15 protein-coding genes are annotated in these 12893 nt (G+C 44.2%); 8 read left to right on the forward strand and 7 right to left on the reverse strand.

Annotated elements, in window-relative coordinates; genetic code table 11:
* A partial coding sequence (locus tag KO531_RS10325; RefSeq protein ID WP_219251100.1) for a hypothetical protein occupies positions 1-504 on the reverse strand: 504 nt, incomplete at its 3' end.
* A 167-nt stretch (positions 505-671) separates the two neighbouring features.
* On the opposite strand from KO531_RS10325, the gene KO531_RS10330 reads away from it, so the two are divergent.
* Positions 672-917, forward strand: a complete 246-nt coding sequence (locus KO531_RS10330; protein ID WP_219251102.1) for a helix-turn-helix transcriptional regulator — start codon at positions 672-674, stop codon at positions 915-917.
* On the opposite strand, the gene KO531_RS10335 is transcribed toward KO531_RS10330, so the two are convergent.
* A complete protein-coding gene (locus tag KO531_RS10335; RefSeq protein WP_219251104.1) occupies positions 914-2179 on the reverse strand; it encodes a site-specific integrase in 1266 nt (421 codons plus the stop codon). The two genes, KO531_RS10330 and KO531_RS10335, sit on opposite strands and share 4 nt — an antisense overlap.
* Before the next feature lie 130 nt (positions 2180-2309).
* Here KO531_RS10335 and KO531_RS10340 point away from each other — a divergent pair, with 130 nt between their 5' ends.
* The gene (locus KO531_RS10340; RefSeq protein ID WP_219251106.1) at positions 2310-2507 is read left to right on the forward strand and encodes a hypothetical protein; all 198 of its coding nucleotides are present in this window, start codon (positions 2310-2312) and stop codon (positions 2505-2507) included.
* A 502-nt stretch (positions 2508-3009) separates the two neighbouring features.
* On the opposite strand, the gene KO531_RS10345 is transcribed toward KO531_RS10340, so the two are convergent.
* Genes KO531_RS10345 through KO531_RS10355 form a run of 3 tightly spaced genes read right to left on the reverse strand, consistent with a single transcriptional unit; the run spans position 3010 to position 5150 of the window.
* Entirely contained in the window at positions 3010-3735 is a 726-nt protein-coding gene (locus KO531_RS10345; RefSeq protein ID WP_219251108.1) for an amino acid ABC transporter ATP-binding protein, read from the reverse strand.
* Positions 3728-4408, reverse strand: coding sequence for an amino acid ABC transporter permease (locus KO531_RS10350; RefSeq protein WP_006085903.1), 681 nt, complete (start codon positions 4406-4408; stop codon positions 3728-3730). Before KO531_RS10350 ends, KO531_RS10345 begins: the two co-directional genes overlap by 8 nt.
* Before the next feature lie 7 nt (positions 4409-4415).
* On the reverse strand, positions 4416-5150 hold the full coding sequence (locus KO531_RS10355) for a basic amino acid ABC transporter substrate-binding protein (RefSeq protein ID WP_219251110.1): 735 nt from the start codon (positions 5148-5150) through the stop codon (positions 4416-4418).
* 370 nt (positions 5151-5520) lie between these two features.
* Here KO531_RS10355 and KO531_RS10360 point away from each other — a divergent pair, with 370 nt between their 5' ends.
* The gene (locus KO531_RS10360) at positions 5521-6402 is read left to right on the forward strand and encodes a hypothetical protein (protein ID WP_219251112.1); all 882 of its coding nucleotides are present in this window, start codon (positions 5521-5523) and stop codon (positions 6400-6402) included.
* A gap of 8 nt (positions 6403-6410) precedes the next feature.
* On the opposite strand, the gene KO531_RS10365 is transcribed toward KO531_RS10360, so the two are convergent.
* Positions 6411-7301 carry a LysR family transcriptional regulator gene (locus KO531_RS10365; RefSeq protein ID WP_219251114.1) on the reverse strand — a complete coding sequence of 297 codons (891 nt, stop codon included), beginning with the start codon at positions 7299-7301 and terminating at the stop codon, positions 6411-6413.
* Between the two features lie 122 nt (positions 7302-7423).
* Here KO531_RS10365 and KO531_RS10370 point away from each other — a divergent pair, with 122 nt between their 5' ends.
* From KO531_RS10370 to KO531_RS10390, 5 genes are all read left to right on the forward strand, one after another.
* Entirely contained in the window at positions 7424-7858 is a 435-nt protein-coding gene (locus tag KO531_RS10370) for a CidA/LrgA family protein (protein WP_028761649.1), read from the forward strand.
* Between the two features lie 2 nt (positions 7859-7860).
* Complete coding sequence (locus KO531_RS10375; protein ID WP_219251214.1) at positions 7861-8580, forward strand: LrgB family protein; 720 nt, start codon at positions 7861-7863, stop codon at positions 8578-8580.
* A gap of 175 nt (positions 8581-8755) precedes the next feature.
* Positions 8756-9247 (forward strand): GNAT family N-acetyltransferase, encoded by a 492-nt coding sequence (locus KO531_RS10380; protein ID WP_219251116.1) that lies wholly within the window; start codon positions 8756-8758, stop codon positions 9245-9247.
* A 396-nt stretch (positions 9248-9643) separates the two neighbouring features.
* Positions 9644-10612, forward strand: coding sequence for a D-alanyl-D-alanine endopeptidase (gene pbpG / locus KO531_RS10385; RefSeq protein WP_105251600.1), 969 nt, complete (start codon positions 9644-9646; stop codon positions 10610-10612).
* A gap of 164 nt (positions 10613-10776) precedes the next feature.
* Positions 10777-11682, forward strand: a complete 906-nt coding sequence (locus KO531_RS10390; protein ID WP_251068912.1) for a hypothetical protein — start codon at positions 10777-10779, stop codon at positions 11680-11682.
* Between the two features lie 29 nt (positions 11683-11711).
* Here KO531_RS10390 and KO531_RS10395 read toward each other — a convergent pair whose 3' ends face one another.
* On the reverse strand, positions 11712-12809 hold the full coding sequence (locus KO531_RS10395; protein WP_025008445.1) for a calcium:proton antiporter: 1098 nt from the start codon (positions 12807-12809) through the stop codon (positions 11712-11714).
* Positions 12810-12893 lie beyond the last annotated feature (84 nt).

Consider the following 12893-nt stretch of genomic DNA (forward strand, 5'->3'; position numbering starts at 1 on the left):
GAGTGCATTCATGTTAACCACATTCTGCCCCTTTATTTGCTCCTTTTTAGGCCTTGAGGTATGTGCAGGACTTTTTGCTGAAGCAAAATAGCCCAACTTGTCAGCTTGTCTAAGGTCAAATTCAGCAAACACCTTTTGCCAGCCTTTACTTAAATCATCATTAGACTTCACGGTAGGTTTGGTGGCCGTAGACGGCTTCGCTTCAATCGATGGCTTCGCTACTTGTTGTGGTGTTACAGGTGTTGTGGCTACAGGAACCGCAGTTGTGGCTTGAGTTGCTACGGGCTTGATGTGGGTAATGATACCCACACCGTTCAACTTGGCTTTTAGTGCGTTAGCCTCACTTTCGCTCAGAGCTTTCTTAATACATATCGGATTACCTGAGAACAACAGATGTGCTTTTTCCTCGGGGACTTTCAAAAACTTTGCCAGTGCCTGACTCAGCTTATGACGGTCTTTCCCTTCAGCTATCTCACCTTTAAAAATGACGTTGTAGGAGTTCATTACCTTTCCTTGTAATACGGGTTGAGCTATAGGCTTTACTAGGTCAAGTAGACCTATGTTTGCTCAAGGGGTTAAATGAGGATTATATACACCAAATGAGGATTATAATCCGTGGTTAGTTGGTAAGCAAATTCCCATAGTGGTTGCCTTGTGACGAAGGAGACACTATGAAAACATTAGCGACTGAATTTGGTCATGCGATGCGCAAAATGAGAAAGCTCAGAGGCTTATCTCAAGATGAATTGGCGTTACGTGCAGAGATTGACCGCAGTTATATCGGCCGTATAGAACGAGCTGAGGCGAACATTACGCTCGATATGTTGTACAAGATTGCTGAGGTGCTCGACTGTGAGCCACATGAGTTGCTGCCGGGTCGAACATCACTAAAAGGTCAGGTGTTACCTAAAGCTTAAATACAGCCTCGCTGTTTGTAGCTGGCTTGCCACTCTTTAAACAGCTCAGTCAGTCTTGCTTCATTCTGCTTACCACCAGACGCTCTTTTGGCTGTGCCTAGGTCAACACCCGACAGCTCTTTACTGTACATCTTCGGTGTCACGTGGCTGTAGTGCTGTTCAATCATGGCAATGCTAGTGCCACATTGTTTAGCCAATACTTCCATGCTGACGTTACCTGATATCAGTTGCCACGTAATGTAGGTATGGCGCAATGAGTAAAGTGTTCTAACGCCATGCGGAGATGACTTTAAACCTGCTTCGGATATGGCCTTTTCAAAAGCTTTACCCAGTTCATTGGTGGTTGAGCCATCTGCCAAGCGAAACAGCTTGTCAGAGGGCTTTCTGTTCGGGAATCGCTCTCGTAACTCTTGAACGCTGGAGAAGATTTCATCACGGCAAACCACTTCTCTAGTGCCAGTGTGCTTGACTGTTTTCCCCTTGGTCACAGTGATATAGAAGATAATGTTGTGCTCATTGGTATCGATGTGGATGTCACCCCATGTCAGGCTTTCCATTTCCGTTCCTGGTCGAATACCCGTATTCACCGCAAACTCGATATAGTCCATCAGTAACTCACGAATTTGGCGGGTTTTCTCCTTACGGCTGTTTTGCTTAAGCTGGTATACGGCATCGAATGCTTTGTTGTATTCCTCGGGTGAAAAATGTGCTCGACGCTGTGACTCTGCCCCTTTGGTCGATAAAGAGGGCACTTGAGCCGCTAACATCCATTTATGGTCAACCGCTTCTTTAAACACTAGTTGCATAGCGGCATTGTGGTTTAACAGTGTCGATTTGGCTGGGACTCTATCAAATTGTTCAATACGCCATTTATCAAATTCACGCAGCTTCTCACTATCAATCGAGGTAATGTAAGTGCGGTCGAAAAAGGGGATATGGTACTTACGTAATACCTGAATATAGGTCTTGTAGTTAAGTGGGGCTGTCTCGTTATCGAGCGCTTCTTCCATAGCGCTAATGGCTTTTTCAGCCACATCACGAAAGCGTTTGGAACTCACCAGCAGATTACGGTCGGCCATGAACTGGAATTCCATTTGAATCCGATAGGCCATGCCAATGGCTTTCTCTTTTTCTTTCTGCTTGGTGGCTTTGGCGTGCCACTTACCTGCGACTTTAATGCGAGCATACCAACGTTCGCTATTGTCTTGCAGGTAGATGTATAATTCGTCGGAAATATCGTGTCGTTCAACCTGTTTGCTCATAGTCTGCGTCTGATGTGGGTTTGCAAAGAATTTGCAAAGTCTGTACTTTATATCGTAACTATATGAAAAATAATAGTGATATTACAAGCTTTCTATTCTATTCTATTCTCTTTCTGGTGGTTATCTTTTAATGGAAGCATTTTTAAAAAAAGAAGTGGTATCCATAAGAGAAATTGAACCTACGAATGGTTTCTCTCCTATAAATGAAAAATATAGTGCAATAAATTTTGAAAAGAATTTTCATGTGTATAATAAAAAACTATTAATTAAACTTGTAAAGCTAACAAATCGCTCAAGCATTGCCACTTCGTGGCTGGACAGTTTTTAAGTCGCAGTTTTGTGGTTTTGCTGCGCAAAACTACAACTTAAAACTGCCATTTAGCTCGGCGTTAGCCCATAGAATTTTTTTGAAATTCACCAGTTATAGCTGATGAGCTAACATGCATTTGTCCCAAAGTATGTTGCGTATGTCCGGTGTCTTTTAAATCTACAGGTTATGCTAAAGCCAAAACGGTGAGCTAGGGTGATTTGCGAGACGACCGTCCGCTCCATGGACGGGGCGGTCGAGCATCCACGGATGGACTGGCTGCGAGTCGATGAGCGAATGCCATGGCTCACCCATCCGTAGGAGCCAGCATTTAAGTTACCAAGTAACAAATCATTTAGTCGTACTAACCCTCTATTTTTTTAAGCGCTTCTGTCCAAAATTGCGTTACGTATCTCTTTTAAATCTACAGGTAACGCTAGTGCTAAAAAGGCAAGCCAGAGAGTTATGCAAGATGACAATCCGCCCCTGCCTCCAATAATGAATTTAACTTAAGCCGCTTAAGCTAGCGTAATACTTTGCTTAAAAACGCTTGGGTACGGGCTTCTTTCGGGTGGCTAAATAGCTCATCTGGCGGACTAGATTCGACTACATAACCGCCGTCCATAAAGATCACTCGATCGGATACATCGCGCGCAAAGCCCATTTCGTGGGTGACAATGACCATGGTCATGCCCTTTAGCGCTAAATCTTTCATCACGTCTAATACATCCCCGACCATTTCGGGATCGAGTGCCGATGTTGGCTCATCGAACAGCATCAAGTCTGGTTCCATGGCCAATGCGCGGGCAATGGCAACCCTTTGCTTTTGGCCGCCCGATAAACTGGCGGGATAGGCATTGGCTTTGTCACTTAAACCAACCTGTGCCAGTAGGTCGAGGGCTTTGGTCTCGGCTTGATTTGGCGTCATTAGTTTTAGACTAATGGGCGCTAAGGTGATGTTTTGGATGACGGTTTTATGGGGGAACAGGTTAAAGTTTTGAAACACCATGCCCACTTTTTGCCGCAGTTTATCTACGCAGGCGTTTGGCGCTGTGATCAATTGACCTTCAATCTCGATATCGCCTTGGCTTGGCTGCTCTAACAGATTAATACAACGCAAAAAGGTGCTCTTGCCACTGCCACTTGGGCCGATCACACTCACCACTTCGCCCTGACGAATATGCTCGCTAATGCCCTTGAGCACTTTGTTATCGCCGAAGTTTTTATGCAGGTTGGTTATTTTAATCACTTTGTTTCAACCTCTTTTCAAATTTCGACAGCACAAATGTGAAGCTGTAGGTCAGGAATAGGTAGATGAGTGCGCAGGTAAATAACGGCACACTGTCCTCGAAGGTGCGGCTACGGATGATTTCACCGGCGCGCATAAGGTCGACGCCACCGATAAAGCCAATGACGGCGGTTTCTTTGAGGAGCACGATAAATTCATTACCAAGTGCGGGCAGAATATTCTTAATCGCTTGGGGCAGAATAATCGACTTCATGGTCATCGCTTGGGATAAACCGAGTGAACGGGCCGCTTCGGTTTGACCTTTATCAACGGCTTGAATCCCCGCGCGGATTATCTCAGAAATATACGCGCCGCTATTGAGACCAAAAGCGATAATGGCGGCAGTGATCTTATCGACATCTAAGGCTGAAAGCACGATGAAGTAAAGGATCACTAATTGCACAACTACTGGGGTGCCACGGATCACACCGACATAAAGATTGGCGGGGAAGCGGATATACCACTTAGACGACATCTTCATAAAGGTGGTGCCAATGCCTAACACTGCGCCTAATAACATGGCGAAGAAAGTGACGATTAACGTCACTTTCAAACCATTTAATATCAGCAGTATGCCTATCATGCCATCTTCGCCAATCGGGCTAAACAGCGAGGTATTAATTGCGTCTATCATGCTGATATCACTTTATATGGGCAGAAACGAGCGTCTGATATTGGCCGTCGGCTTTCATGTTAGCCAGTGTTTTATTGATGCTCGCCAGCAGTTCAGGCTGCTCTTTTGACACGGCGAAACCATAAAACTCAGCAGGAAAATCCAGTTTAATCATCTTTAATTCAGGATTTTTAGCCAGATAGTTAGCGGCAGGTTCGCTGTCGAATAACACTAAATCTACCTTTGAATTTTTAAGCTCCATAATGGCTTCGAAACCCGTATTAAAGGCGGTGATATTTTGGGTGTATTTTTTCGACATAATGTCAGCAGTTGTGCCTAACTGCACCGCAAAGTGTTTGCCCTTAATATCTTCAAGCGTATGAATACTATTATTATCTTTGTTGACGAGTACGACTTGAGTCGCTTCGTAGTAAGGGTCAGAGAAGTTTACGTTTGCTTGACGTTCAGCGGTTATCGTCATACCTGAGGCGATAAAATCAATCTTGCCTGAATTGAGTGCGACGATCAGTGAATCGAACTTCATATTTTCGACTTTCAGCGTCTTGCCCGCATCTTTAGCGATTTGCTTGGCCAGATCGATATCAAAGCCTTTGATTTCATCGCCACTTTGGCCGCCAACATATTCAAAAGGAGGGAAGGCGGCATTGGTGCCAACGACTAACACGTCATCGCTTTTTCCGCATCCAGCTAACAACAAGGTGGCAGTTAAGGTCAGGCCGCCTAATAACATGGACTTTTTCATTTAAGACTCTCTTGTTCGATTTCACTATCAGTGTGGCGACTATAGGCAGATGAGCATTAAGTGTCAATAATTATGCTGTTAAATTGATTAAAAATTCATTTATATTTTGCGGTTTTCAGTCGCAAGATTGAGGGCCGCTGCTTTCCCGTACAAATTTGTGTGTAAGTTGTTTTCTCTGGGTTGAATTATTGTGTTTTTGTCTGTAACTATTGTTACTGTTAGGTTTTTGGCTATCTATACTTCTGTGGTGTTTATTAGCGGCTTCTCAATGAGAGTGTCATAATTTGAACTATCGCCTATTATTCTTTGATTAAATTGGCTAGTTTAGCCGCTCTTTAACGGCAACCTTAGTTGGTGTTATTCCTATTTTATGCAGTTTAATCCTCTGGCTGATTTGATTATCAAGCTAGAAACGATGTTTCAGGAGTCAAAAGTGAACTATCTCAACTCAGCATTAGTGTGCTTAGCCCTGTGCTTATCGAGTGCACTGCAGGCCGAAGAGCAAACTCAGTGGCATTACAGCTTAGGCAGCCATGATTTTGTGGTCGAGGATTCTCACACCTTAGGGGTGAATGCGAGTCTATTGTTAGAACATAAAACCCAAAGCGATATTTTGCTGACGGCGGCGCTGGATGCCTATATAGACGTAGATGTCGATAAACTCGACCCTGACCACATCCCTGTGTGGTTTAAGTCTGCCTATGCCGCGAGCGGTGAACTTTATCGTGTTAATCCCGCGTTTTCATTCGGTTGGCAGTTCGATTTACAGGGAAAGCGTAATACCGTTAGCTCGGTTGAGAAACAAGCTAAGGTATTTCCTGGGCTGACAGCTAACTTTGATGGGCAAGCATTACAGGCCCAGTTCAAGGCGGGGGCGGGTTATTACTATCTCGAAATCGATGACGATGTGCCTAGAACTCGAGGTTACGATCGTGGCGATTTTGGGAATGGTACGTTTGCTTATACCTTTATGGGAAGTGTAGGGGCTAATGTGACGCCTAAGCTACATATGCAAGTGGCCGCACAAACCTGGCAAGACGAGGATAAATGGTTAGAGAATCAATATCGCTTTGAGCTGAGTTACCAAACCGATTTTTGGCGGCCCAATAGCGTGTTAATGCTGAGCGCCGAGCATACTAAATACAATTTAGACCACTATGCTAAAGTCGATGTTAACTCGGCTGAGTATTTGCCTATTCTGCCATGGGATAGTGATACGCTAGTGCGTTTAAGCTTAGTGGTTCCTTGGTAAGAATAGGGTTATTTATGGGTTAAGTGCTTCTCGACTAAGGCGATCATGGCTTGAGCCGCGAAGGATAAGACTTGGTCTTTGCGCCAAAAGAGGGATAACTCCCAGCGCAGCTCGTCACTCGCCAGCGGGATATTTACGACGCCGGGTACGCTGTAGCGCCGCGCGATGGAGCGCGGTAATACCATAACCCCTGTGCCCGCGGCGACTAAGGCAATACCGAAATCGGCTTGGCTAACGCGGGTAATGTTTTTAGGGACAAATCCTGCCTGTCGGCAGGCATTGAGCACTAATTGATAGAGAGTGTATTCGGTTTCGAACATCACCTGAGGGTCGGCACTAAGATCACTAAACGATAATATCTGTCGGGTGGATAACGGATTTTCCTTAGGCAGTACCACTACCATAGGATCGCTAAACACGCGTATGCCGTCATAGCCCTCATCAAAATCAATAATCCCAGTGGCCAGTTCAATTTCGCCCTTTTGGATTGCCGCGGTTTGCTCTACACCGCCACGGACGAGTAAGTGCATCTCTATCTGCGGATATTGCTGGCGATATTTGGCAATAATCGGGGCAAAAATTTCGGCACTACCTAGAGGAGCCAATCCGAGATTGAGTTCGCCCGCGGTTAAGCTGCGTTGGGCCGTGAGTTCAGCGAGCATGCGTTGTCGGCCAGCGAGTAACTCTTTGCCATGTCGATAAACAACTTCGCCCGCGGGCGTGAGTTTGACTTGGGTGCCGCGTTTACCGCGTTCGAGTAAGATGAGGTCTAGCTCCTCTTCCAATTGGCGTACGGCCTTTGATAGTGCAGGTTGGGTGAGATGGACTTTTTCGCTGGCTTTACCGAAGCCTCCAGCATCGACGATTTCGATAAAATAGCGGATAACTTTGAGGTCCATTAAGGTTCACCTTTAAATGTATTCTTAAAATTCATGCATTACATTCTTAATATTCATTTTTTTTATCAAATAGGCAAGCCTAGAATAGCCCTATAGAAAACTTTGTTCTAACCGAGAAAATCATGTCATTCCCACAAGCCGCAATACGTCAGTGTCGACATTGGGCTTTGTTATTAAGCCAAATCGGCCTCTTCTGTTTACTGTCCTTCGCATGTCACTGGTTCGCCACTTGGGCACATTCTCCTATTCCAGGGAGTGTGATTGGCTTAGGCATACTCTTATTTTTATTAGGTTTTAAACTCATTCCTGAAAATGCAGTACAACTGGGTGCCGCTTGGTTGATTGGTGAGTTATTGCTGTTTTTCATCCCGCCAGTGATATCCGTTATTAAGTACGAAGGTTTGTTTGAGCAATACGGCACCAATATATTGTTCACTTTAGTGATGGGCAGTGTGTGTGTGATGTTTGGTACAGGCTTTGTGGTCGATAGAGTGTTTCGTTTTGAGCGCCAACTGAACATCAAAAAGCAAGCCCGTCGCCACGCTAAGGCGGCTTAATGATGACAGACTCAAAAGTGGTGGATTTTGTGTTGTCGCAGACCGGATTAGCCTTATTCAGCTTATTGCTGACCGTATTCTGTTACTTCGGTGCCAAGCGTCTCTATAAGTACCATAGAGTCTGGTGGTTAGCGCCCATAGTGTTAGCGCCAATAGTGATTACCTTATTGGTGTTTAATCTTAAAATCCCGCTGCCAACCTATTTTGAATACACCCATTGGTTAATGGCCATGTTAGCGCCAGCAACTATCGCCTTTGCTTTGCCGATTTATCGTGAGCGTAACTTGATCCGCCAGTATCCGCTGACGATTGGTTTAGGTGTGACGGCGGGATTGTTTTTAGGGATGATGTCTTCTTGGCTGCTGGTGAAGTTTGTGCCTTTACCGGTGGAATTGTCTAAGAGTTTGCTGGTACGTTCGGTGTCGACGCCCTTCGCGATGGAGGCGACCAGTGCCTTTGGCGGCGTGCCTGAGTTGACGGCTATGATGGTGTTAATTACAGGCGTTATTGGCATCTTGGTGTGCGATCCCTTATTTAAATTTATGCGTATTCGTACTTCGTTAGGTAAAGGTGTTGCTCTAGGGGCATCTGCCCATGGTGCGGGCGCCGCAAAAGCCAATGAAATCGGCAAGCAAGAGGGCGTTATCGCCAGTTTGACTATGATTTTTATTGGTATCGCTATGGTGTTAGGCGCACCCGTTTTTGCATTGATTTTTATCTAGGCTTTGAATGCTATCGTGTGAGTTTTATGGCTTGAATTTACACACCTCAATTTCGGCAAATTTGCCTCTTCGAGCGCTAACTCCTTCTCGGTTATGCGCTTTTTTTTTGAGCTTACCTTCATAAAATGTGGCATGCTGTACCAAGTTGAAATACATAGTATTAATGGTGATACCTATGTCTAGTAAGTCAGACAAACAACCAAACACACAATACAGCGTGAGTTTACGCCCGATTATTGAAAGTGATCTTGAAGCTATTTTTGTGCATCAAAGCGATCCCATTGCTAACCAGCTTGCTCAATTTCCTCCTCGGGATCGAGAAGCGTTTTTTAAACATTGGCATCAAAATATTCTGGGACAAGTGAATGCATTACCAAGGGCGATATTGGTCGATGGCAAGTTTGTGGGCAATATTGGGCATTGGCAAAGTGATGGACAAGCGCTGATAGGGTATTGGATTGACCGTGAATATTGGGGCAAAGGTATCGCGACACAGACCTTAGCGCAATTTTTGCCTTTAGTCAGTTTAAGACCCCTCTTTGCCCATGTGGCTAAACATAATTTAGCTTCACAGCGAGTGCTGCTCAGACACGGTTTTGTGCTGACAGACCAACTGATACAAGAGAGCGAAGATACTGAAGCCTTACTCGAATTTGTCTTACGCTAGCGGATAAGATGCTATAACGCGACATTTTAGGGCGTATGTTAACGCTTTCATTCGCCTAAAATGACGTATTTAGATGCTTGAAACCACTGTTGTACAGGGACTTTTGTTAAAAGTGCAAAAAGTCGCCCATTATTTTCATTTCAAATTATTCTACTGAAAAAAGCCTCTTCCTAAGATTTTGTCTCTACTGTAATTGAAAAGCCTAGATCTAGATGCTTTATTGCTCTGGATTGGTGACAGGTTAAGCTGGTTTTATATAAAAAAATTGAGAAGAAAGTGCTGATCTTACTGATAAAAGTCTAATTGCATTCTATTTCTTTCACTGTAGAACTCCTATACTTAGCCAAAACCTGTGCCATAGCACAATCGATCCCTTATCTATTCAGTGAAATCTATATGAAGATCCGTTTTCTGCTCAGTAGTTTTATTCTTGCGTGCAGCAGTCTCACCGTTGCCACGACAGCGCATTCAGCCGATTCGGCCTCTGTCGCATATAAAAGCACCAAAACTCAATCGACAGCAAAAACGAAGCAAGCACCATTAAAGCAAGAAATTGCAGGACGTAGTGCGATAGTCGTGGACTTAAAAACCAATGAAGTGCTTTATTCCAATAATCCTAATGCAGTAATGTCAATTGCATCTGTCACTAAGTTGATGACAGCTATGGTAGTGCTGGATGCAAAGTTACCTATGGAGCAAAAGCTTGCGGTAAATATCCGTGATACCAAAGAAATGAAAGGTGTTTATTCTCGAGTTCGTATCGGCAGTGAAATCAGCCGTAAAGAAATGTTATTACTGACCTTAATGTCATCAGAAAACCGTGCAGCTGCAAGTCTTGCACATCATTATCCCGGTGGTCATAAAGCTTTTATTAAGGCGATGAATGCCAAAGCAAAAGCGCTGGGAATGAAAAATACCCGCTATGTTGAACCTACAGGTTTATCCTATAAAAACGTTTCGAGTGCCAGTGATCTGATTGTATTACTCAAGGCCAGTGAAAAGTATCCTATGCTAGGCCAGCTGAGTTCGACCGAGAAGAAGACGGTTACCTTTGCCAACCCAAGATACAGTTTAGATTTTCGTAATACCAATCGTTTGGTTTATAAAGATAACTGGGATATTCATCTAACCAAAACAGGCTTTACGAATGCTGCGGGGCACTGCCTTGTGATGCGTACTGAAATGGCAAAACGCCAAGTGGCATTTGTCGTGCTCGATGCCTACGGCAAATATACGCATATTGCGGATGCTAACCGTTTACGTAACTGGCTAGAGACTGGCAAAGTCACTCCTATTCCTGCTGAAGCTAAGCAATATAAGAAACAACGTAGCCAGCAGCAATTAGCTAAGTTGAGTGAGACCTAGTTTCTCGGTTGCAGCTTTATAAAAGTACAAACACAAAGGCCAGATGAGCAATCAATCTGGCCTTTATGTTTTAACGCTTTGAGTTTCTACTCAATTTTGGTAAATTTATGATGGATTTGAGCGTACCATAGTCGTTATTTTATGTTCTCAAGGATGACATTCGTGTGGATGTATTTTTAAAAAAAATTCAACTTATCTATTTTCCCTTCTTATTTCTCAGCCTGTTATTTGTTTCTGGTTACAGTTTTGTCCATTGGCTGTTGTTGGTTAACCTTGAGTTTTTTAGCCTAGATGAAGATATCGTTAATTTGTGGCTGCCGCAGATACTGTCTTGGCTATTGTCGATCATTTATATCAGGCCTAGGCTAAAACGACTCAAGTTTGTTAAAGATAATTCGCGCTTTTTCTATTTATTGATTGCGGTGCAATTAATGGCTGTTCCTTGCATCGTTGCGCAGGAATATCTCAAGACTGCTACGGGGAGGTTAACGCAATTAGCATCGATACAAGAATTGTATCTCCATAAAAATACTCAGTATTATCAGTTGCAGCAATCTTATATTGATAAGACGCAAATTGGTTTGCAGCGAAGCCTAGAGGTTACAGGTAAACATAGTAGTCACTTAAATATGGCACTGTATATCGCTATGCCGATTTTTGCAGAGCGTGCAGACAGTTGGCATGCTAAGGCCCTCGCTTGGTATGGTAAAGTTTATCAGCAGGAGATCAGTAATCGACTTGAACCCGATGAGAAAGAAGCGCAATTCAAAGCGTTTTTGGCTAAATCCCTAAATGAGTTCAATGAGTTGGACCCCCAGAGTTTTGTTTACCTTGAACGATTAGCTCCATCCTCTCTTCGTTCAGAGTTGCTCAGCGCCGCACAAAAAAGTCCGCTTTACCAAGCCGAACATCAAACGATTTTTATGCCCAAATTTGAGCCATTTGAGGCTCGTAATGGCCATAAGTTAGTGTGGATTTTTATCTGGTTTGTTGTTGGCGCTTTAGTCTGGTTTGTACTCTTACTGCGGGTCAATCTGGATGAGAAAAGCGTAAAGCCGAGACGCAAATAAATCACGCTCGGCCTTGGATTTAATAAAGTTTAGGCATGTTCAAACATTAAGAACAAGTAAACGATAAACAAGACTATATGAGTCGCGCCATGCAATGCATTGGTGCGACCGCTACTAAAGCTTACCTTACAGACCATTAAACTGGTGATTAATAGCACCATGTCGGCGGGTGACAGGCCTAAATGGACTTCTTGATCTATCACGCTGCCAATAATTAATACCGCGGGGACTGTGAGTGCAATCGTCGCGAGCACTGAGCCAAAATACAAATTCATCGCCCGCTGTAATTGATTGTTTAACGCGGCCTTAAAACCTCCCACAGCTTCGGGGGATAAAATCAAGCAGGCCACAATAAAGCCCCCTAATGCCTGTGGAGCGCCTAGGGTTGCTACGCTGTAATTGATGGGCATAGCTAAGGTTTTTGCCAACAAAATGACCACGAGTAAGTAGCCAATTAATAGAATTGTATGGTAAGCATTACTGCGTAGTATGCCGTGGTGTTCCTCATGGTCTTCATGATCGGCATCGACAAAGAAATGGCTGTGGCTCTTCGTCTGTACCACTAAAAAAACGCCATAGAGCAGTATCGAAATAATGATCAGCATCCAAGACATGGCTTTAGACATGCCGCCAATAGTGCCACCTTCGGTAAAATTAGGCAGTACTAAACAGAGTAGGGCGAGGGGGATAATCGCCACTAGATAGGATTTTACGCCATCTAAATTGAAATGCTGGGTATGGTAACGCCAGCCGCCAAGTAATAATGTAAAGCCCACTAAGCCATTGATGATCAACATGACGACGGCGAACATAGTGTCGCGCGCCATGACAGGGTTGGGTTCTCCGGTCAGCATCACGGAGGAGATCATCACCACTTCGAGTGAAATGACCGATAAAGTTAAAATTAAGGTGCCATAGGGATCGCCAAGCTTAATCGCTAGTGCATCTGAGTGGCGTACCACAGAGAAAATAGCCCAAGTCACTACACCCAATAGGGCGAGTGAAACGGGAATATAGGTCGAGAGGGCGGTGCCATCGGCGAGTAAGCTATCGCCACCGGTTTTAAAGAATACTAAGGTCAGTATTCCCAGTAGCAGGGCTAACTCGTCTTTCATAAATGTCTTCATAGGCAATTTGTCCTAAACGAAAAAAAAGGCCGTTAGTATAGACACTGGTTATGGCACACTTTGCATGAAACTTCCTTTAGATTT

The sequence above is a fragment of the Shewanella sp. NKUCC06_TVS genome, assembly GCF_019345515.1.
Classification (GTDB): domain Bacteria; phylum Pseudomonadota; class Gammaproteobacteria; order Enterobacterales; family Shewanellaceae; genus Shewanella; species Shewanella oncorhynchi.

Bases quoted from the DNA above. Each gene is read 5' to 3' on its own strand.
- KO531_RS10330 (WP_219251102.1), top strand. From the start codon at position 672: ATGAAAACATTAGCGACTGAATTTGGTCATGCGATGCGCAAAATGAGA.
- KO531_RS10335 (WP_219251104.1), bottom strand. From the start codon at position 2,179: ATGAGCAAACAGGTTGAACGACACGATATTTCCGACGAATTATACATC.
- KO531_RS10340 (WP_219251106.1), top strand. From the start codon at position 2,310: ATGGAAGCATTTTTAAAAAAAGAAGTGGTATCCATAAGAGAAATTGAA.
- KO531_RS10350 (WP_006085903.1), bottom strand. From the start codon at position 4,408: ATGATAGACGCAATTAATACCTCGCTGTTTAGCCCGATTGGCGAAGAT.
- KO531_RS10355 (WP_219251110.1), bottom strand. From the start codon at position 5,150: ATGAAAAAGTCCATGTTATTAGGCGGCCTGACCTTAACTGCCACCTTG.
- KO531_RS10360 (WP_219251112.1), top strand. From the start codon at position 5,521: ATGCAGTTTAATCCTCTGGCTGATTTGATTATCAAGCTAGAAACGATG.
- KO531_RS10365 (WP_219251114.1), bottom strand. From the start codon at position 7,301: ATGGACCTCAAAGTTATCCGCTATTTTATCGAAATCGTCGATGCTGGA.
- KO531_RS10370 (WP_028761649.1), top strand. From the start codon at position 7,424: ATGTCATTCCCACAAGCCGCAATACGTCAGTGTCGACATTGGGCTTTG.
- KO531_RS10375 (WP_219251214.1), top strand. From the start codon at position 7,861: ATGACAGACTCAAAAGTGGTGGATTTTGTGTTGTCGCAGACCGGATTA.
- KO531_RS10380 (WP_219251116.1), top strand. From the start codon at position 8,756: ATGTCTAGTAAGTCAGACAAACAACCAAACACACAATACAGCGTGAGT.
- pbpG (WP_105251600.1), top strand. From the start codon at position 9,644: ATGAAGATCCGTTTTCTGCTCAGTAGTTTTATTCTTGCGTGCAGCAGT.
- KO531_RS10395 (WP_025008445.1), bottom strand. From the start codon at position 12,809: ATGAAGACATTTATGAAAGACGAGTTAGCCCTGCTACTGGGAATACTG.